Origin of the sequence: Heyndrickxia oleronia (assembly GCF_017809215.1) — a bacterium.
GTDB lineage: Bacteria > Bacillota > Bacilli > Bacillales > Bacillaceae_C > Heyndrickxia > Heyndrickxia oleronia.
Genome location: NZ_CP065424.1, coordinates 1,679,317 through 1,699,655 on the forward strand (window position 1 = coordinate 1,679,317; position 20,339 = coordinate 1,699,655).

At 34.2% G+C, this 20,339-nt stretch carries 17 protein-coding genes and 1 riboswitch; of the genes, 15 read left to right on the forward strand and 2 right to left on the reverse strand.

Annotation, left to right across the window (positions count from 1 at the left end; translation table 11 throughout):
- Window positions 1-194: 194 nt before the first annotated feature.
- Window positions 195-1,118, reverse strand: a complete 924-nt coding sequence (gene rnhC / locus I5818_RS08400) for a ribonuclease HIII (RefSeq protein WP_058006613.1) — start codon at window positions 1,116-1,118, stop codon at window positions 195-197.
- 129 nt (window positions 1,119-1,247) lie between these two features.
- Between rnhC and zapA the strand changes: the two genes are divergently transcribed.
- The 15 genes from zapA to I5818_RS08475 all read left to right on the forward strand — a co-directional run bounded on the left by zapA (window position 1,248) and on the right by I5818_RS08475 (window position 19,537).
- Window positions 1,248-1,499 carry a cell division protein ZapA gene (zapA, locus tag I5818_RS08405; RefSeq protein ID WP_058006612.1) on the forward strand — a complete coding sequence of 84 codons (252 nt, stop codon included), beginning with the start codon at window positions 1,248-1,250 and terminating at the stop codon, window positions 1,497-1,499.
- Window positions 1,500-1,511: 12 nt separating this feature from the next.
- Window positions 1,512-2,051, forward strand: a complete 540-nt coding sequence (locus tag I5818_RS08410; protein ID WP_058006611.1) for a CvpA family protein — start codon at window positions 1,512-1,514, stop codon at window positions 2,049-2,051.
- Between the two features lie 106 nt (window positions 2,052-2,157).
- The gene (polX, locus tag I5818_RS08415) at window positions 2,158-3,879 is read left to right on the forward strand and encodes a DNA polymerase/3'-5' exonuclease PolX (protein WP_071976980.1); all 1,722 of its coding nucleotides are present in this window, start codon (window positions 2,158-2,160) and stop codon (window positions 3,877-3,879) included.
- Window positions 3,880-3,976: 97 nt separating this feature from the next.
- Window positions 3,977-6,331, forward strand: a complete 2,355-nt coding sequence (locus I5818_RS08420) for an endonuclease MutS2 (protein WP_078110153.1) — start codon at window positions 3,977-3,979, stop codon at window positions 6,329-6,331.
- A gap of 79 nt (window positions 6,332-6,410) precedes the next feature.
- Window positions 6,411-6,821 carry a DUF350 domain-containing protein gene (locus I5818_RS08425; protein ID WP_058006608.1) on the forward strand — a complete coding sequence of 137 codons (411 nt, stop codon included), beginning with the start codon at window positions 6,411-6,413 and terminating at the stop codon, window positions 6,819-6,821.
- 252 nt (window positions 6,822-7,073) lie between these two features.
- The gene (locus I5818_RS08430; RefSeq protein WP_071976981.1) at window positions 7,074-8,753 is read left to right on the forward strand and encodes a long-chain-fatty-acid--CoA ligase; all 1,680 of its coding nucleotides are present in this window, start codon (window positions 7,074-7,076) and stop codon (window positions 8,751-8,753) included.
- Window positions 8,754-8,980: 227 nt separating this feature from the next.
- Window positions 8,981-9,562 carry a fatty acid metabolism transcriptional regulator FadR gene (locus tag I5818_RS08435; protein WP_071976982.1) on the forward strand — a complete coding sequence of 194 codons (582 nt, stop codon included), beginning with the start codon at window positions 8,981-8,983 and terminating at the stop codon, window positions 9,560-9,562.
- A gap of 25 nt (window positions 9,563-9,587) precedes the next feature.
- Window positions 9,588-10,361 (forward strand): enoyl-CoA hydratase, encoded by a 774-nt coding sequence (locus I5818_RS08440; protein WP_058006605.1) that lies wholly within the window; start codon window positions 9,588-9,590, stop codon window positions 10,359-10,361.
- 130 nt (window positions 10,362-10,491) lie between these two features.
- Window positions 10,492-11,265 carry an electron transfer flavoprotein subunit beta/FixA family protein gene (locus tag I5818_RS08445; protein ID WP_078111392.1) on the forward strand — a complete coding sequence of 258 codons (774 nt, stop codon included), beginning with the start codon at window positions 10,492-10,494 and terminating at the stop codon, window positions 11,263-11,265.
- An 83-nt stretch (window positions 11,266-11,348) separates the two neighbouring features.
- Entirely contained in the window at window positions 11,349-12,329 is a 981-nt protein-coding gene (locus I5818_RS08450) for an electron transfer flavoprotein subunit alpha/FixB family protein (protein ID WP_058006603.1), read from the forward strand.
- A gap of 287 nt (window positions 12,330-12,616) precedes the next feature.
- Window positions 12,617-13,420: a cytochrome c oxidase assembly protein gene (locus I5818_RS08455; RefSeq protein ID WP_209391890.1), complete on the forward strand. Its 804-nt coding sequence runs from the start codon at window positions 12,617-12,619 to the stop codon at window positions 13,418-13,420.
- Window positions 13,421-13,473: 53 nt separating this feature from the next.
- Window positions 13,474-15,663 (forward strand): heavy metal translocating P-type ATPase, encoded by a 2,190-nt coding sequence (locus I5818_RS08460; RefSeq protein WP_236722887.1) that lies wholly within the window; start codon window positions 13,474-13,476, stop codon window positions 15,661-15,663.
- Window positions 15,664-15,795: 132 nt separating this feature from the next.
- Window positions 15,796-16,110: a thioredoxin gene (gene trxA / locus I5818_RS08465; RefSeq protein ID WP_058006600.1), complete on the forward strand. Its 315-nt coding sequence runs from the start codon at window positions 15,796-15,798 to the stop codon at window positions 16,108-16,110.
- A gap of 76 nt (window positions 16,111-16,186) precedes the next feature.
- Window positions 16,187-17,959 carry an excinuclease ABC subunit UvrC gene (uvrC, locus tag I5818_RS08470; RefSeq protein ID WP_078111300.1) on the forward strand — a complete coding sequence of 591 codons (1,773 nt, stop codon included), beginning with the start codon at window positions 16,187-16,189 and terminating at the stop codon, window positions 17,957-17,959.
- Window positions 17,960-18,019: 60 nt separating this feature from the next.
- Window positions 18,020-18,198: riboswitch (Lysine riboswitch) on the forward strand.
- A 112-nt stretch (window positions 18,199-18,310) separates the two neighbouring features.
- Window positions 18,311-19,537, forward strand: a complete 1,227-nt coding sequence (locus I5818_RS08475; RefSeq protein WP_058006620.1) for an aspartate kinase — start codon at window positions 18,311-18,313, stop codon at window positions 19,535-19,537.
- Between the two features lie 39 nt (window positions 19,538-19,576).
- Here the strand turns inward: I5818_RS08475 and I5818_RS08480 are convergent, their stop codons facing one another.
- Complete coding sequence (locus tag I5818_RS08480) at window positions 19,577-20,005, reverse strand: YslB family protein (RefSeq protein ID WP_058006619.1); 429 nt, start codon at window positions 20,003-20,005, stop codon at window positions 19,577-19,579.
- Between the last annotated feature and the right edge of the window lie 334 nt (window positions 20,006-20,339).

Below are 20,339 nucleotides of genomic sequence, written 5' to 3' on the forward strand. Positions count from 1 at the left end.
AATAAAAATAGATATACTGAAAAGTCTTCTTTCCACTTCGAAAATAGGCTATTTTAAAAAGATAAGGAGATAAATTTCTATACTATTTATAAAGTTAAATTGCTTTAGCTCCAATTGCTAATATATTTCTACATCCTCCAATGGTAATATCCCTATGTTTCCAAAATTTTGTCCAACGATTCTTCAAGAATATCTTATATTAGCTTTATCGCTTTCTCAGTATTAGCAAAATGGAGTTTTGCTAAATGCTTTAAACTTGATTTTCCATTTTGTTTAATCAATTGAGCTGCTACTTGATCAACTTTGTGTCCGGCTCCTTTTGGTAAAGAAACCCCGACTTTCTTGCTTAATTCATCAAAAGCTTTAACAAAAGCATATCTAGCTAAAATAGAGGCAGCAGCTACAGCTAAATGCACGCTTTCACCTTTTGTACTAAATAATACATTCTCTTGAATGATTTCTTTTTGTCCCTTAAGGTGTCGGTAATATGTATCTGCCTCAACAAATTGATCAATCAATATGGCTTCAGGTGTTATTGGAGATATTTTCTTCAATAACTTACTAATTGCCTGGTTATGTAATATAGCTTTCATTTTACCTTGGGTCATACCTGATGATTGTAATTCATTATATTTTTCATTATGTAATGTAAGCAAGCTGTATGGAATAATATGAAGTAAATCCTTAGCAATTGTGATAATTTGTGTATCAGTAAGGTTTTTAGAATCCTTTACACCTAGTTCTTTTAATAAAGGTATTTGTTCTTTATCAACATACGCGCTTACGACTGTAATAGGGCCGAAATAATCTCCAGTTCCAACTTCATCTGAACCGATGATTGATAGTGAACTTAGGTTCCGAGGTAAAGGATTTCCTGATGTTTGGTGTTTAATCGGGTCTACCTGTTTTACTACTGGATTTCCCCAGTTACTTGCTTCTTCAGAATGATTATTGCCTTGAAACATTACTTTACCTGAACGATAGGCGGTGATCGTACACCCATTATGCTTTGCAGTAAAAATAGCACCTGGTGGCTTTTTTTCAAGTAATGAATGAGAATAATGTTCGTTCATTAATTGAATTGTTTTAGTTGAAACTTTAATTACAGTATTTGACATGAACAATCCTCCAAATCTTATTAGAACAATGTTTTTCTATCATTATCTTATTCGACATTACTGGACAATTTCTTCCCAACCCTGTAAATTCATGCTATTATATACAATAGGATTGTTTTTAGGGGGGCAATGAATTTGACTGAGAAAAATCGAACAACAGTTGGAATATATGGACAGCAATATACCATTATTGGTACAGAGTCAACAAGTCATATACGTGAAGTTGCCTCAATTGTTGATGCTAAAATGCGTGAAATTCGTTCCAATAACCCCTCATTGGATACAAGTAAACTTGCTGTCTTAACTGCTGTCAATACAGTAAATGAATATCTTAAATTAAAGGAGCAATACGAGCTTCTGATTAAAAACTTCAATAATTAAAGGAATGAAAAAATGATTAATTTAGTGATTCTATTAATCTTAGTAATTGGATTTTTTGTTGGTCTAAAGAGAGGATTTATCCTTCAGCTTATCCATATTACAGGATTTATTATTGCTTTTATTATAGCATACATGTATTTTAAAGATTTAGCTCCGCATCTAAAGTTATGGATTCCGTACCCTGCGTTAGATGATAATAATTCAATAGTTATGCTTTTAAAAGGAATGAATTTAGAAACAGCTTATTATCGAGCGATTGCATTTGCCATCATTTTCTTTGCAGTAAAAATCATTTTACATATTATCGGTTCTGCACTAGATTTTGTTGCTCGTTTACCAATAATTAAGCCGTTGAATATATGGGCTGGTGGGATTTTAGGTTTTGTAGAAGTATATTTAATTATCTTTATTTTATTATATATTGCTGCCTTATTACCAATAGATTCAATCCAAACATCTTTGGACCAATCTTTCATTGCTAAAGGTATCATTAAAAATACACCTTTTCTTTCAAAACAAATTGAAGAATGGTGGATTACGAATATATCCTAACTTCTCTTTTATAGAGGAGTTTTTTTCTTACAAGGGAAAAATGCCTTTTTCGATCATTTTTGCTAATATATATACTAGGAAGTTCCTTGATAGGAAGGGGATTGAAATGAAAGTCAATAAAAAGGAAGTTGTTCGGTTATTAGAGCAAATTGCTACTTATATGGAATTAAAAGGCGAGAATGCCTTTAAAATAGCAGCATTTAGAAAGGCAGCAGCAGCGTTAGAAACAGATGTTAGAAGCCTTGAGGAAATTGAAGATTTCACTTCGATTAATGGAATAGGAAAAGGGACGAATGAAGTCATTATTGAATATATACAAAGTGGACAATCTAGTGTCCTTAAGGAATTACAAAATGAAGTACCTAAAGGGCTGATTCCTTTATTACAGCTCCCCAGCTTAGGTGGAAAAAAGATTTCAAGATTATATCATGAATTAGATATTATAGATGTTCAATCTTTAAAAGCTGCTTGTGAAGAAGGAAAAGTACAAACATTAAAGGGCTTTGGTAAAAAGACTGAAGAAAAAATTTTGGAAGCCATTGAAACTTTTAGTCTAAAGCCTACTCGTTTTCCTCTGGCATATATGTTAAAGCATATCCGATTACTTGATGAGGAATTAAGACATATGGATGGAATTATCCAGTTTTCTCATGCTGGAAGCTTAAGAAGAGTACAGGAAACTTTAAAGGATTTGGATTATGTTATTTCAACCCATGAGCCAAAACTGGTAAAAGAACAGCTTTTAAGGCTCAATGAAGCAAAGGAAGCGATTGCTAGTGGAAATACAAAGGTTTCCATTACTATTTCAGATGTACATGATGTGAATGTGGATTTTAGACTCGTTACACCAGAGGAATTTGCTACTGCATTACACCATTTCACTGGTTCAAAGCAACATAATGTCCGCATGAGGCAGCTTGCTAAGCAACGCGGAGAAAAAATCAGTGAGTATGGTGTTGAATTGATTGAAACTGGTGAAACGCTTACTTTTGAAAGTGAAGAAGAGTTTTATCATCATTTTGATTTACCCTTTATTCCACCTGAAATTCGTGAGGACGGCAAGGAAGTAGATGAGTATACTTTTGAGAAAGAATTGCTTACACTAAAGGATATTCAAGGCGACCTGCATATGCATACGACATGGTCTGATGGTGCTCATACATTGGAAGATATGATTAATGCTTGTAGGGAAAAAGGGTATAAATATATGGCTATAACAGATCATTCCCGTTATTTAACGGTAGCAAATGGCCTTACTCCTGAGAGACTAAGAGAGCAAAATGAAGAAATTAAGCGCTTAAATGATAAATATGATGATATATTGATTTTATCAGGGATTGAAATGGATATTCTTCCGGATGGAACACTCGATTATGAGGATGAATTATTAGCAGAATTAGATATTGTCATTGCATCTATTCATTCTAGCTTTAATCAACCGAAAGCGAAAATAATGGATCGTTTAAAAACAGCATTAATGAATCCACATGTTGATATCATTGCACATCCGACAGGACGATTAATTGGGCGTCGGCAAGGCTATGATGTCGATATTGAGTTATTAATTGAATTGGCAAAAGAAACAAATACAGTTCTCGAATTAAATTCAAATCCTAATCGTCTGGACTTAACATCGACATATGTTAGAAAAGCACAAGAAAATGGTGTCAAAATAGTCATCAATACCGATGCTCATCATAAAGAGGATTTGGAATTTATGGAATACGGCGTTGGTACAGCAAGAAAAGGATGGATACAAAAAAAATCTGTATTAAATACTATGGAACCGGATGAATTGATCGATTTTTTAAGAAAGAAAAACAAATAAAACATATGGTTCTAGGATGAGACTAAATTATCGTGGTCAAATCTATGTTTGTTTTAATCCTTAAACCACTAGAGAATATAGGAGGCTTGCAATTTCTATGCAAGATAAGATACTCAAAACGTTAGAATTTAATAAAATTAAAGAACTACTATTAGAACATGCTTCTTCAACACTTGGTCAAGATAAAATTAAACAACTTGTCCCTTCATCCTCGTTTGAAGAAGTGTTAGATTTACAGGCAGAAACGGATGAGGCAGTACATGTTTTACGATTAAAAGGGCATATCCCACTAAGTGGGATACATGATATTCGTCCACATATTAAAAGAGCACAAATAGGTGGAATCTTAAATCCAATGGAATTAGTCCATACGGCTAGTACGATTTATGCTGGACGAACAATCAAAAGATTTATTGAAGGTTTACTTGAAAATAGTGTTGAAATTCCAATTTTAGAACAAAAGGCAGAACAAATTATAATTCTCACTCCCCTTGAACATAAGATTAAAAATGCTATAGATGAAAATGGGGACATTCTTGACGGAGCTAGTGAAGCATTAAGACAAATTCGCCAAAAATTGAGATCAAATGAGGGCCGAATTCGTGAAAAATTAGAGAGTTTAATTCGTTCTCGTAATGCATCAAAGATGTTATCGGATGCAATTGTTACTATTAGAAATGATCGGTACGTTATTCCTGTTAAGCAGGAATATCGATCTAACTATGGGGGGATTGTTCACGATCAGTCTTCCTCTGGACAAACATTATTTATTGAACCACAGTCTGTAGTTGAATTAAATAATCAATTGAGAGAACTCCATATGAAAGAGCAGCAAGAGATTGAAAGAATCTTGAGTGAACTTTCCGCAGATGTCGCGGATGTCGGAGAGGATTTAACTACAACTGTTATGATATTAGGTGAATTTGATTTTATTTTTGCCAAGGCTCTGTTTGGAAAATCTTTGAAAGCAACTAGACCGATAATGAATAATAATGGTATTGTCAATTTATATAAGGCGAGACATCCTTTAATACCAATTAACGAAGTGGTTGCTAATGATATTAGTTTAGGAAAGGACTATACCACCATTCTTATAACTGGTCCAAATACAGGTGGTAAAACGATAACTCTTAAAACGATCGGTATTTGTACGCTAATGGCTCAGGCAGGATTACAAATTCCTGCATTGGATGGGTCGGAGCTTGCAGTATTTACTGATGTTTTTGCAGATATTGGTGATGAACAATCTATAGAACAAAGTTTAAGCACGTTTTCCTCCCATATGGTGAATATTGTTGATATATTGAAACATGTAAACCATGAAAGTCTTGTATTATTTGATGAATTAGGGGCAGGTACAGATCCCCAGGAAGGTGCAGCTTTAGCAATATCTATTTTAGATGAGGTCTATCACCGAGGCGCAAGAGTAGTCGCGACTACCCATTATCCAGAGTTAAAAGCATATGGCTATAATCGAGAAGGAGTCATCAATGCAAGTGTTGAGTTTAATGTTGAAACGTTAAGCCCAACCTATAAGCTCTTGATTGGTGTACCCGGACGAAGTAATGCATTTGAAATCTCAAAAAGATTAGGCCTTTCAGAATCAATTATTCATCATGCGAGATCATATATTGGAACAGATACGAATAAAGTCGAAAATATGATTGCTTCTTTAGAAAAAAGTAAACGAGATGCTGAAAGAGAACGACAGGAAGCTCAAGATTATTTAAAAGATGCTGAAAAGCTCCATAAGGATTTGCAGAAGCAAATGGCTGAATTTTACACACAGCGTGATCGGATGTATGAAAAGGCAGAATCCAAAGCAGCAAATGTCGTTGAAAAGGCTCAGGAAGAAGCAGAAGAAATTATTCGTGAATTAAGAAAAATGCGTTTAGAAAATCATGCTTCAATAAAAGAACATGAGTTGATTGAAGCGAGAAAACGACTAAGTGATGCGGTACCAAATTTCGAAAAATCGACTGTAAAGAAAACAGCAAATAAAAAACGTGTACTTGCCCCCGGTGATGAGGTGAAAGTTATCAGCTTTAATCAAAAAGGGCAATTGCTTGAAAAAGTAAGTGATAAAGAATGGCAAGTTCAAATGGGGATTATGAAAATGAAAGTAAAGGAATCAGATATGGAATTTATCCAATCCCAGCAAAAAGTGGAAACCAAACCACTTGCTACTGTTAAAGGTAAGGATTATCATGTCAGTCTTGAACTTGATTTACGTGGAGAAAGGTATGAAAATGCTTTATTAAGGGTCGAGAAATATATAGATGATGCCCTTCTTGCTGGATATCCTCGTGTATCAATTATTCACGGGAAAGGAACAGGTGCCCTTCGACATGGTGTTCAAGAATATTTGAAACAACATCGTTCTGTCAAACGTATAAGATTAGGTGATGCAGGTGAAGGTGGAAGCGGTATAACTGTTGTTGAATTTAAGTAAATATTAATTTGTACCAAGATATCATAAAAACATTATCTTCACTGTCGCTTAATTCTATGAAATAAAGGAGTCAAAGGGTATGAGGATAAATTTTTGGGAAAACCCATTTGTACAAACAGCAGGGTACTACAGCGTTGTTATCCTATGTATGATTGTTTTTTTAGTCATTTTCGAGCTGGTTACAAAATATAAAAACTGGGATGAAATAAAAAAAGGAAATATTGCTGTTGCATTGGCTACGGGTGGTAAAATATTTGGGATTGCCAATATTTTTAGATATTCTATTCAGCATCATGATTCACTTTTTATTATGATCGGCTGGGGATTCTATGGTTTTGTTTTATTGTTAATTGGTTATTTTATCTATGAATTTTTAACGCCAAAGTTTAAAATTGATGTTGAAATTGAAAATGATAATCGCGCAGTAGGTTTTATTTCCATGGTCATTTCAATTGGGTTATCATTTGTCATTGGAGAAAGTATTTCTTAACAGGAAGGACACAGGTGAATAGGGAAAATGGAAACATTAGCAAAAGTTTTACTCGCTGTATGTGCGTGTTTCTTAATTGTCGGTATTATATATATGGTTATGTCATAAGTTATGAAGGGCTGCGATGCAGCCCTGTTTATATTTAGGGAAATGAATTATTTGTCTTTTTCAAATTGTCACTTGAATACCAATGGTCTATAATAAAGAGGGAACAGTTTAAATTTTCTAACACTAAGGGTAGGAGGGGGACATATGGATAATAAGCCATGGTTAAATCAATATCCTGAAGAGATACCAGCTACATTAACGTATGAGGAAAAGCCGGTACATTCTTATTTAACTGAAGCTGCAAGGCTCTATTCAAATAAAATGGCTATTCATTTTATGGGGAAAGAGTTAACTTTTCAGGAAATCTATGAATCTGCTTTGAAATTTGCAAACTACTTAAAAAAGCTAGGAGTAGAAAAGGGAGATAGGGTAGCTATAATGTTACCAAATGGACCTCAATCTGTTATTGGTTATTTTGGTGTACTATATGCAGGTGCAATTGTTGTTCAAACGAATCCTTTATATACAGAAAGAGAATTAGAATATCAAATGGACGACTCTGGTGCAAAGGTGATTTTGACGTTAGATATCCTTTTTCCAAGAGTTTCAAAAGTGATGAAAAATACGCAAATTGAGCACATTATTGTAACCGCTATCAAAGACTACTTACCTTTCCCGAAAAATCTTATTTATCCTTTTATCCAAAAAAAGCAAACCGGTTTGACAGTTAATGTGTCACACGAAGGTAATCATCATCTTCTAAAAAAAATCCTTACTGAAACGGAGGCAGTGCCACTAAATATTGATTTTGATTTTGAAAATGATTTAGCACTGTTGCAATACACAGGCGGTACAACCGGTTTTCCAAAAGGAGTGATGCTTACACATAAAAATCTTATTGCTAATGCAACAATGTGTGATGCCTGGTTATATAAAGCGAAAAAAGGGGAAGAAATTGTTCTTGGGCTATTACCCTTTTTTCATGTATATGGTATGACAGCGGTCTTATTATTATCGATCATGCAAGGATATAAAATGGTGTTGTTACCAAAGTTTGATGCAGAAACTACCTTAAAGACAATTGAAAAACAGCGTCCTACTTTATTTCCAGGAGCACCAACAATCTATATAGGTTTATTAAATCATCCAGATATTCAAAAATATGACCTTTCATCCATTAATTCTTGTATTAGCGGATCTGCTGCTCTACCAGTGGAAGTACAACAGAAATTTGAAAAAGTAACAGGTGGAAAGCTTGTTGAAGGTTATGGTTTATCGGAATCGTCACCCGTAACCCATGCAAATTTTGTTTGGGAAGAAAAGCGTGTAAAAGGAAGCATAGGTGTTCCTTGGCCAGATACGGATGCAGCTATTTTTTCCATGGAAGATGGCACCCCATTGCCATATGGTGAAATTGGTGAGCTTGCCGTAAAGGGTCCGCAAGTAATGAAAGGATATTGGAATCGACCAGAGGAAACAGATCAGGTTTTAAAAAATGGCTGGTTATATACGGGTGATTTAGGGTATATGGATGAAAATGGCTATTTTTATATTGTTGATCGGAAAAAAGATATGATAATTGCTGGCGGATATAATATTTATCCTCGTGAAATTGAAGAGGTTTTATATGAACATCCGGATATCCAGGAAGCAGTTGTTGCAGGAGTACCCGATCCATATAGGGGCGAAACAGTAAAGGCATACATCGTGTTAAAAGAAAATGCTACTGTAACGAAAGAAGAATTAAATACATTTACAAGAAAATATTTAGCTGCATATAAAGTTCCTAGAATTTATGAATTTAGAAAGGAATTACCAAAAACAGCAGTGGGTAAAATTTTAAGGCGTTCATTAATAGATGAAGAACGTAAAAAGCACGGGTAATCGGTTAGAAATTAGAATCAACTAATTTTGTGGAGCCCGAGCGTGGCTCTTTTTTCAAAAGAAGAACCTTGACAATATTTATGATTATTTATATCATAGGAATATGAATGAATAATCATTCATTTCTACTTAAGTAATAGCGAGTGTGTGATTTAATAATAATTGGAACAATTTATTTTTGGCCCTCATCTCTCGCTTTGAATATTCGAAAGGTGATGGTTATATATATGAAGACTAATAAACCGAAATACAAGCAAATTATTGATGCTGCTGTCATTGTAATCGCAGAAAATGGATATCATCAAGCTCAAGTTTCAAAGATTGCGAAACAAGCAGGCGTTGCGGACGGAACAATCTATCTTTATTTTAAAAATAAGGAAGATATTCTCATTTCTTTGTTTCGGGAGAAAATGGGGAATTTCATTGATAAAATTGATGAAGAAATAGCAGGAAAACAAACCGCTGCGGAGAAATTATTAGTAATGATAGAAAGCCATTATAAAATCTTATCAAGTGATCACCAATTAGCCATTGTTACACAATTGGAATTGCGTCAATCAAATAAGGAACTTCGTTTGAAAATTAATGAGGTTTTAAAAGGGTATTTAAAATTAATCGATAGAATCATTGAACATGGTATGAATACAGGCGAATTCAGACAAGATACAGAAGTAAGGCTTGTCCGCCAAATGATTTTTGGAACGATTGACGAAACGGTAACAACATGGGTAATGAATGAAGAAAAGTATGATTTAGTTGCACAAGCTCCAGCCGTTCAACAATTACTAATCAACGGTATGGGTGCATGAAGAAAATAGAGGTAGGAGGATGGACATGGAGTTTCTAACCTATACAAAAGAAGAACAAGTTGCATTCATTGCGATTAATCGACCACCTGCTAATGCTTTAGGTTCAGCAGTCATTGATGAGTTATCAGAGCTTCTCGATCAATTAGAAGCTGATCGTGATATCCGAGTATTACTCCTACATGGAGACGGTCGCTTTTTTTCAGCTGGTGCGGATATTAAAGAATTTACAACGATCGGTTCAGATGATGAATTTGGTAGATTAGGAGAAAAAGGACAGCGATTATTTGAAAGAATGGAAAAGTTTGAAAAACCAATTATAGCTGCTATACATGGGGCAGCATTAGGAGGGGGACTTGAATTAGCTATGGCTTGTCATATTCGTTTGGTGACGGCTACAGCTAAATTAGGACTGCCAGAGCTCCAATTGGGATTAGTTCCTGGGTTCGCTGGAACACAAAGGCTTCCTAGATATGTAGGGATGGCAAAAGCGGCTGAAATGTTATTTACAAGTGAACCAATTTCCGGTAAAGATGCCGTTGCATATGGTCTAGCAAATCATGCTTATTCAGACGATGAATTATTAGTAAAAGCCAAGGAATTGGCATATAAAATTGCAAAGAAGAGTCCTATTGCATTAAAAGCTGCCATCGAACTATTAAACTATGGAAAAACGAAAGAATTTTACGAAGGGGTAAAACGTGAAGCAGAACTATTTGCTAAAGTTTTCGCTTCGAAAGATGGACAAGAAGGAATACAAGCGTTTATTGAAAAGCGTGAACCGCAATTTAAAGGGGAGTAAAAGAGCTTTGCTCTTTTAATTATATTATTAGTAGATGGTATAAGAAGCTACTTCTTAAACCGATCTATCATTAAAAAATTCAAAATCTTTAAAACTGAGAAAATGTTTTTAAATTCTAGGAGGGACATTCATGAATATCTTCGTACTTTTAAAAAGAACTTTTGATACTGAGGAAAAAATAACAATTACTAATGGATCAATCAATGAGGATGGTGCAGAATTTATTATTAATCCTTATGATGAATATGCTGTTGAAGAAGCAATCCTAGTTCGTGATGAACATGGTGGAGAAGTTACTGTTGTAACGGTAGGCAATGAAGAAGCTGAAAAACAATTGCGAACTGCCCTTGCAATGGGAGCTGATAAGGCAGTATTAATCAATACAGAGGATGATTTAGATCATGCAGATCAATTTTCCACAGCTAAGATTCTAGCAGAGTATTTAAAAGATAAAGATGCAGATTTAATTATTGGTGGAAATGTAGCGATTGATGGTGGTTCAGGACAAGTAGGACCACGTGTTGCAGATCTATTGGGCATCCCGTATGTAACGACCATTACAAAACTAGAAATTACTGGTGAAAAAGTATCGGTTATTCGTGATGTTGAAGGGGATTCTGAAGTTATCGAAACAACTTTACCATTATTAGTTACTGCACAGCAAGGATTGAATGAACCACGCTATCCATCATTACCTGGCATAATGAAAGCGAAGAAAAAGCCTTTAGAAGAACTTGAATTAGATGATCTCGATCTTGATGAGGATGATGTAGAAGCAAAAACAAAAACGATTGAAGTGTATTTACCATCTCAAAAAAAAGCAGGAAAAATTCTTTCAGGTGAGTTAGCTGACCAAGTAGTAGAGCTTGTAAATCTTCTTCATAAAGAGGCAAAAGTTATTTAAAATTTATATTCCTATTGGGAAGCTAAATAGATTCTTACAATACCATTTTATCAAACTTTGTTCACATACAGGAGGGAATTGAAATGGCAAGAAAAGTGTTAGTATTAGGGGAAGTTCGTGACGGTTCATTACGTAATGTTTCATTTGAAGCAATTGCTGCAGGGAAGACGGTTGCTGAGGGTGGAGAGCTAGTTGGAGTGTTAATAGGCAATAATGTAAACGCTTTAGGACAAGAGCTTATACAATATGGGGCAGATCGCGTGGTAATTGTTGAGGATGAGAAATTAGCCCAATATTCATCTGATGGTTACTCACAAGCCTTTATGGCAGTCGTAGAGGCAGAAAATCCGGAAGGAATCATAATGGGGCATACCGCACTAGGAAAAGATTTATCACCTAAAATCGCAAGTAAACTCGAAACAGGTTTGATTTCAGATGTAACTCATGTTGACGTATCAGGCGGTAATTTAGTTTTTACTCGACCAATTTATTCCGGAAAAGCATTTGAAAAGAAAATTGTTACAGATGGGATACTATTTGCCACAATCCGTCCTAATAATATAAATCCATTGGAAAAAGAAGATGCGAAAACAGGTGATATTAGTTCAATCTCTGTTGAAATCAAAGATCTTCGTACAATCATAAAAGAAGTGGTACGTAAAGCAAGTGAAGGAGTGGATTTGTCTGAGGCAAAAGTTGTTATTGCTGGTGGACGTGGAGTGAAAAGTGCTGACGGATTTGAACCTTTAAAAGAATTAGCGGAAGTATTAGGTGGTGCAGTCGGTGCTTCTCGGGGGGCTTGTGATGCAGATTACTGTGACTATTCCTTGCAAATTGGTCAAACAGGGAAGGTAGTTACACCGGATCTTTATATTGCCTGTGGAATTTCGGGAGCGATTCAGCATTTAGCAGGTATGTCTAACTCAAAAGTTATTGTTGCTATTAATAAGGATCCAGAAGCAAATATCTTTAAAGTAGCAGACTATGGAATTGTCGGTGATTTATTTGAAGTTGTTCCAATGTTAACAGAAGAATTTAAAAAATTGAAAGTATCTGCCTCATAATCTGAATGTTTACGGAGAAAAGTTCATCTTTCTCCGTTTTTTTATGTTTTTTTCTATCATATATGTTTGCTATTTAGGAAAAGTTGAAGACAAGTCACCCCTAATTTACTGAAAAAAAAGCTACATGCCTTAGAAAGCCCTCTGTATCCTATAATAGATGCTTAAAATCAGGCGGCAGCTTTTGCAAAAGCAATAAATTATGTGATAACAACTTTTATTATTTACTACATAATGGACATAGCCCATTTAATAAAATAGAGAAAAGGCAATATGTTAGGGGTGGTCCTTTGTCCTACTTCTGGATTATTCGGCAATCACTTGAATGGAATATACCCTTAGGATTAATTAGCTTATTTTTATTAAGTATTTATATATTTACTATGAGAAAAATTAGATTGCAAAAGAAACAATATGTTTTCTTTTTTTGTGGTATAGTTTTATTTTATTTGTTAGTAGGGAGCCCTTTATACACTCTTAGTCATTTATCTTTTATCACGCATATGTTGCATATTAGTCTTCTATTTTTCCTAATCCCGCCTTTACTGTTACTTGGAATTCCTAAAAGTCTTTTCCTTAATCGAAAGATGATGAAGCTACAAATTGATCCTTATTTAAATATAATCCTATTTGCGCTTTTTCTTTATCTCTATCATACACCTGCATTTTTAAGTATGCTTACTGAAGTAAAAGGCTACCATGAAATATTTTTATTCATAATGATTTTATTATCTATTTTTCTATGGATTCCTTCCATTTCAGCAAGAATAAATAAAAATGTATGCTTTTCAATTAGCTATAAAAAAGTAAATATTTGGTTGATCACCCCATCCTGTCTAATATTGATTATTCTACCCTCTAATTCCGCTAATCCATTATTGAATGACATGTTAAATTTATGTTTGCCAACCGGTGTTGATTCGACTCTTTTTAAACCGATTATTCCTCCTCAACTCGATCAGCAATTAGCCGGGCTATTAATGTTTCTTATGCATAAGATGGGAATGGTATTTGCTCATAGGTCCAAAAAACATAGTTCAAAAAACAATGATCCTAAATGTTCACTTGATTTCTTTTTTAAACATAAGTTCTAGTCCAATTTTTGTAACAATAAACTATAGTAACTATGTTTTTAAAGCTGGTGAAAATGATGAATGAAACAATGCAGATAGATATTAAAGGAATGCATTGCAGTGCCTGCTCTGCTCGAATTGAAAAGGTTATTTCAAAAATGGATGGAGTATTAAAGGTTAATGTAAACTTAGCCACTGAAAAAGGACGAATCATATATGATCCGAATCTTACGAGTAAACTATTGATTTTCAACAGAATTAAAAAGATTGGGTACGAAGCAGTCATTTCTAAAAATGCTCAGAATTTAATAGAGTCGAAGCGAAGAGAAATGAGAGGACTTGCTTGGAAGTTTTTTATTTCAGCAATTTTGGCATTACCATTCATTTGGACAATGTTTTCACATTTAAACATTTCGTTTATACCTGTCCCAGAGTTGTTTTTAAATCCATGGTTTCAATTGGCATTAGCGACCCCTGTTCAGTTTTTCATCGCGTTGCCCTTTTACGAAGGTGCTTGGAGCGCAATAAAAAATAGAAGTGCAAACATGGATGTACTTGTGGTACTAAGTACGTCAGCTGCTTATTTCTACAGCCATTATTTGACTTTTTCATCATCAAGAACAACTGGGCTGCATTATGAAACAAGTGTATTAATTATTACATTTGTTTTATTAGGAAAACTTATGGAAGCTAAATCGAAACGAAAAACGATGGATGCCATAAAAAAATTAAATCAATTACAAGTAAAATCAGCTATTAAATATATGAATGGAAAAGAATCAAAGACTTTTATCCATCAAATTATTCCCGGGGATATAGTAATTGTGAAACCTGGTGAAAGGATACCAATCGATGGACAAGTAATTGAAGGGATTTCAACCGTCAATGAATCGATGCTGACCGGTGAAAGTCTCCCGGTAGAAAAAAATATAGGAAATACAGTCTATTCAGGAACGATGAATGAAAACGGATTATTAAAGATTAAAGCGACTAAAAAGGAAAATGATTCTTTTCTTTCAAAAATAATTGAAATCGTAGAGGAAGCCCAAATTTCTAAACCACCTATCCAGCATATTGCAGATAAATTCACTGCAATATTTGTTCCAATTGTAGTGCTAATTGCAGTGGCAACCTTCATACTTTGGTATGGCTATTTAAATCCAGGACAAGTTAATGAAGCCCTAGAAAAAACAATCGCTGTTTTAATTATTTCTTGTCCATGTGCTTTAGGCTTAGCTACTCCAACATCAATTATGGTGGGAAGTGGGAAGGCAGCTCAAATTGGTATTCTTTTTAAAGAAGGTAAACTAATTGAACTTTTATCCAAAAACAATATGATTGTTCTTGATAAGACAGGGACGATTACAAAAGGGAACCCTGTAGTAACAGATATATTTATACAAAATATTGAGGAAAAATTTTTTCTACAATCAGTCAGTGCCCTTGAAATGAATACGAATCATCCAATTGCAAGGGCAATTGTACGTGAGGCAGAAAAAAGGACTGATAACTTACCTAAAGCGACAAATGTTACCACGCTTCCTGGACATGGGGTCAAAGGTATTGTTGAAAGTAAGAAAATTATAATTGCTAACCCTTCCTATTTTAAAACACAGACAAACCATACACTTATTGGAATAGAAGAAAAAATAAATAAGTTAGAAGGACAAGGGAAGACTGTGATGCTTATTTCAATCGATGATCAACTTGTTGGAATAATAGCTGTTGCAGATGAGGTAAAGAACTCTTCAAAAAGGGCAGTGCAAAGATTAAAGCAAATGGGTCTGAAAATCATGATCCTTTCAGGAGATAATAAAAACTCGGTTAAAATGATTGGTGAAATGGTTGGTATTAAGCATGTTGAGGCAGAAGTGACACCAGAAATGAAAGCAAGCTGGATAAAAAAACTACAAAATGAAGGCAAAAAAGTAATAATGGTAGGAGATGGGATAAATGATGCTCCTGCATTAACGAGTGCTAATGTAGGAATGGCGATGGGAAATGGCTCAGATATAGCCATTGAATCTGGTGATATTACGATATTAAATAATGATTTAAATAAAATTGCTGATGCTATGATCATTAGTAAAAAAACAATGAGAAATATTAAGCAAAATTTTATCTGGGCATTTATTTACAATGTAATTAGTATCCCTCTTGCTATTACAGGTGTGCTTCCACCTTGGTTTGCAAGTGCAGCTATGGCATTTAGCTCCGTTTCAGTTGTTTTAAATTCATTGCGTTTAAAAAATATTAAATTTTAAATGATCTGTCCTTTAGAATAACTAAAAAAATAAGTGGGAATTTTAATGTAGAAACAAATTATTAGCATCTCAATATGAAGGATGTTATACTTGCGTTAGAATTACAGTTATATATAGGAGGTCATTAAACAAATGGCAATTACTCATGTTACTGATCAAAATTTCTCTTCAGAAACTTCTGAAGGATTAGTATTAACAGATTTCTGGGCAACTTGGTGTGGGCCATGTAAGATGATTGCACCAGTACTTGAAGAATTAGATGCTGAAATGGGAGATAAAGTTAAAATCGTAAAATTAGATGTTGATGAAAACCAAGAAACAGCTAGTAAGTACGGTGTAATGAGCATCCCAACATTAATCTTAATGAAAGATGGTCAAGAAATTGATAAAGTTATTGGCTATCAACCTAAAGAAGCATTAGTTGAATTAGTAAATAAACATTTATAATATAAGAATCCGGGTCATATTGACTCGGATTTTTTAGAGGAAACGCATTTTCGACTTTTATGAAAGGTAGAAGAATATGAATGATGTTATCAAAAATAAGTTAGCTCTTCTTCCTGACCAGCCTGGTTGCTACTTAATGAAAGATCGTCAAGGAACCATCATTTATGTTGGGAAGGCGAAGATATTAAAGAACCGAGTTCGCTCTTATTTTACAGGTTCTCATGACGGGAAAACACAAAGGTTAGTAAGTGAAATTGAAGATTTTGAATACATTATCACATCCTCCAATATAGAAGCTCTTATTCTAGAAATAAATCTTATAAAAAAACACGATCCCAAATATAATGTCATGTTAAAGGATGACAAGAGTTATCCATATATTAAGCTTACCCATGAAAGACATCCTAAATTAATTACAACTAGAAAAGTAAAACGTGATAAGGGAAAATATTTCGGACCGTATCCAAATGTACAGGCAGCTAATGAAACAAAAAAACTCCTGGATCGAATCTATCCTCTTAGAAAATGTTCCACACTTCCAGATAGAGTATGCTTATACTATCACCTTGGACAGTGTTTAGCTCCCTGTATTAATAAGGTGAAAGAGGATACCTATAAAAACATCGTTGATGATATAACTAAATTTTTAAATGGTGGCTACAAGGAAATTAAGCTTGAACTCTCAAGAAAAATGGAAGAGGCAGCTGAAAATTTAGAATTTGAAAGAGCAAAAGAGTATCGAGACCAGATTTTAAATATAGAAACAACAATGGAAAAGCAAAAAATAACGATGACTGATTTTACTGACAGAGATGTTTTTGGTTTTTCAGTTGATAAGGGCTGGATGTGTGTTCAAGTCTTTTTTATTCGACAAGGCAAACTTATCGAACGTGATGTTTCTATGTTCCCAATATACAATGAGCCTGAAGAAGAGTTTTTAACCTTTTTAGGACAATTCTATTTAAAGCCTAATCACTTTAAACCAAAAGAGATATTGCTTCCAGAGAATGTAGATATTGAGATTTGTGAACAATTACTGGAGACCAAAGTATTGCAGCCAAAAAAAGGTCAAAAGAAAGACTTAATCAAAATGGCTGAAAAAAATGCTTCTATTGCCTTAAACGAAAAGTTTGCACTTATTGAAAGGGATGAAGAACGGACCATTAAAGCAGTAGAAAATCTTGGTGAAGCGATGGGAATTTATACGCCACATCGTATTGAGGCTTTCGATAACTCAAATATCCAAGGAACAAATCCTGTATCAGCGATGGTTGTATTTATTGATGGAAAATCCGCGAAAAAAGAATATCGGAAGTATAAAATTAAAACTGTACAAGGACCCGATGATTACGAATCAATGAGAGAAGTAATTAGAAGAAGATATAGTAGGGCATTAAGAGAAGAATTACCTTTACCGGATTTAATTATTATTGATGGTGGAAAGGGACAAATTGAAGCTGCACGGGACATACTTGAAAACGAATTAGGATTATCAATACCGCTTGCTGGACTTGCAAAAGATGAAAAACATAAAACATCACAATTATTGGCTGGAAATCCTTTAGAGATGGTACCTCTACCAAGAAATAGCCAGGAGTTTTACTTACTACAAAGAATTCAAGACGAAGTCCATCGTTTCGCTATTTCATTCCATCGTCAATTAAGAGGGAAGAATGCTTTTCAATCGATTTTAGATGAGATAACAGGTATTGGTCCAAAACGTAAAAAGCAACTTCTTCGCCATTTTGGCTCGATGAAGAATATGAAAGAGGCATCAGTGGATGACTTTATAAAGCTCGGTATTCCAAAAAATGTTGCAGTCATACTAAAAGAAAAATTAGACAATTAAGGTAGTCAACTATAGAGCACTATGCTATAATGATAAAAAATTTAATACTTTTATTACTAATTTAGTGGTAGAGGTGCGAAACTAAAGAGTAAAGGCTTGGAGAATGATGAGATTCGTTGAAAAGCTTTGAAAGGGAGTTTCGCCGAAGTGAAAACAGACTCATTCTTTGTTTTCGCTGGTTCAGGGTTTAAGAAATACTGAACTGTCAAGGTATATCACCTTGGAGAGCTATCTCGCAAAGTGTTTTTTCGTAATGTTTATTATTACGTCATCACAAGCAATGAGATATCGTTCTCATTGCTTTTTTTTGTAGGGATAGGAGTTTATATCATGGGAAAGAGGGCGGATTCATTGGGAGTTGTAGTACTAAAATTTGGTGGAACCTCGGTTGGAAATGTTGAGCGTATTAAAAACACTGCAAATCGAATTTTAGATGAAAAAAAGATGGGAAATCAAGTGGTCGTTGTTGTTTCAGCAATGGGTAAAACAACCGATCAACTTGTAACTCTAGCAAAGGAACTATCAAGCTATCCAAATAAAAGGGAAATGGATATGCTATTATCGACTGGAGAGCAGGTGACAATATCACTTCTCTCTATGGCATTAGCAGAAAAAGGTCATTCAGCGATTTCATTTACAGGTTGGCAGGCAGGTATATTAACCGAATCTGTACATAGTAACGCTCGTATTATTGATATTGACCAAAAAAGGATTATTAACCAATTGGCTGAAGGGAATATTGTGATTGTTGCAGGCTTTCAAGGTGTATCAACGGATGGAGAAATTACAACTTTGGGTAGAGGTGGTTCAGATACAACTGCAGTAGCTCTGGCTGCCGCATTAGAAGCAGAAAAGTGTGTAATATATACGGATGTAACCGGTGTATATACTTCTGATCCAAGATTTATACCACAAGCAAGAAAGCTTGAAGCCATTTCCTATGATGAAATGCTAGAGCTTAGTAATTTAGGTGCAGGAGTCTTGCATTCCCGGGCTGTTGAATTTGCTAAAAATTATCAAATTCCATTAGAAGTATGTTCAAGTTTAGAAAGAGTAGCCGGTACAGTTATTGAGGAGGAAGTTACAGTGGAAAAAAGTTTAGTAGTCCGTGGAGTCGCATTTGAGGGAGATATTACAAGAATTACTATCTTTGGTTTGAAAAATAGCTTTCAAAATCTTTCATCCGTTTTTACTACATTAGCAAATAACAATATAAACGTGGACATCATTATTCAAAATCAAACAGACGGAGAGGATGCTTATCTTTCATTTTCGATAAAAAATGATGATCTACATGATACAAGTAAAATTTTAGAAGATTATCAAGAAACATTGGGTTTTGATCATTTTGAATATGAAGCTGGTCTTGCAAAAGTATCGATCATTGGTTCTGGGATGATCTCAAATCCCGGTGTAGCAGCAAAGATGTTTTCCACATTAGCTGAACAAAATATAATGATTAAAATGGTAAGTACTTCTGAAATAAAAGTATCTACAGTTATCGAAGAGCAACAGATGATTAAGGCAGTAGAATCATTACATACTGCTTTTGGTCTTGATTTAGTCGCAATGAAATAAAATAATGAAGGGTGACCTTGACGGTCACCCTTCATCATTTTAAATATCCGTATCCTTGACATCCCAACGAACAATTAATTTGATTTTTCTATGACGTTTAATGATTTCTTCATATGCCTCAGTTCTTAGCTTGCGTTGTGTTTGAATTTGTTCAGCGATAAAACCTGCTTCTAATTTAAAGCAACTTTCAGTTTTTAAATCAAATTGTCGGCTTATAATGGAACTTGTGAGTTCAAGCTCCATTCCCTTTTTATCTTCTTTTATCAAATGAAGAGATCCCCAGCCTGCTTCTTCAAAAAAGGATATTATCTCATCCATTGATACAAGAGGAAATTTTCTTGCGAGATGTTTCCCAGACCAATATAATATTTCAGGTGTTTCTTTACCAAGTATATCTGGTATCAATATATCACGAATCAATTCGTATCCAAAGGCAGGAACGCTAAGATCCAAATTTTCTGTGTTCATTTCTAATTCTGCAGAAGATTTCAAGTTATTCCCCTCTTTCTCTATGTTTATTATTATATACAAAATTTCATTTCAGTTTAATAAAAATTTTGGAAAGGAATGCAATGAAAAATTATTTTAATAATTCAAAATGATTAGTGCTGCTAGCAATAATTTACTTTATCAATGATTTATATGATTAATACAGCAAAAAAGTATTCGTATTTATGTCGAAATAATGTATACGTTTCCTTGACGGTCACTAAGAGCGGGAGTAAAATGGATATGTCACATAAATGCTATATTTTTGCGTAGGATATTCAAAAAAAATTTTTTTGAATTACTTTGCTATGCA

What these genes read in the sequence shown, in the direction of transcription:
- rnhC (WP_058006613.1), bottom strand. Translation starts at nt 1,118, where the DNA reads ATGTCAAATACTGTAATTAAAGTTTCAACTAAAACAATTCAATTAATG.
- zapA (WP_058006612.1), top strand. Translation starts at nt 1,248, where the DNA reads ATGAATTTGACTGAGAAAAATCGAACAACAGTTGGAATATATGGACAG.
- I5818_RS08410 (WP_058006611.1), top strand. Translation starts at nt 1,512, where the DNA reads ATGATTAATTTAGTGATTCTATTAATCTTAGTAATTGGATTTTTTGTT.
- polX (WP_071976980.1), top strand. Translation starts at nt 2,158, where the DNA reads ATGAAAGTCAATAAAAAGGAAGTTGTTCGGTTATTAGAGCAAATTGCT.
- I5818_RS08420 (WP_078110153.1), top strand. Translation starts at nt 3,977, where the DNA reads ATGCAAGATAAGATACTCAAAACGTTAGAATTTAATAAAATTAAAGAA.
- I5818_RS08425 (WP_058006608.1), top strand. Translation starts at nt 6,411, where the DNA reads ATGAGGATAAATTTTTGGGAAAACCCATTTGTACAAACAGCAGGGTAC.
- I5818_RS08430 (WP_071976981.1), top strand. Translation starts at nt 7,074, where the DNA reads ATGGATAATAAGCCATGGTTAAATCAATATCCTGAAGAGATACCAGCT.
- I5818_RS08435 (WP_071976982.1), top strand. Translation starts at nt 8,981, where the DNA reads ATGAAGACTAATAAACCGAAATACAAGCAAATTATTGATGCTGCTGTC.
- I5818_RS08440 (WP_058006605.1), top strand. Translation starts at nt 9,588, where the DNA reads ATGGAGTTTCTAACCTATACAAAAGAAGAACAAGTTGCATTCATTGCG.
- I5818_RS08445 (WP_078111392.1), top strand. Translation starts at nt 10,492, where the DNA reads ATGAATATCTTCGTACTTTTAAAAAGAACTTTTGATACTGAGGAAAAA.
- I5818_RS08450 (WP_058006603.1), top strand. Translation starts at nt 11,349, where the DNA reads ATGGCAAGAAAAGTGTTAGTATTAGGGGAAGTTCGTGACGGTTCATTA.
- I5818_RS08460 (WP_236722887.1), top strand. Translation starts at nt 13,474, where the DNA reads ATGATGAATGAAACAATGCAGATAGATATTAAAGGAATGCATTGCAGT.
- trxA (WP_058006600.1), top strand. Translation starts at nt 15,796, where the DNA reads ATGGCAATTACTCATGTTACTGATCAAAATTTCTCTTCAGAAACTTCT.
- uvrC (WP_078111300.1), top strand. Translation starts at nt 16,187, where the DNA reads ATGAATGATGTTATCAAAAATAAGTTAGCTCTTCTTCCTGACCAGCCT.
- I5818_RS08480 (WP_058006619.1), bottom strand. Translation starts at nt 20,005, where the DNA reads ATGAACACAGAAAATTTGGATCTTAGCGTTCCTGCCTTTGGATACGAA.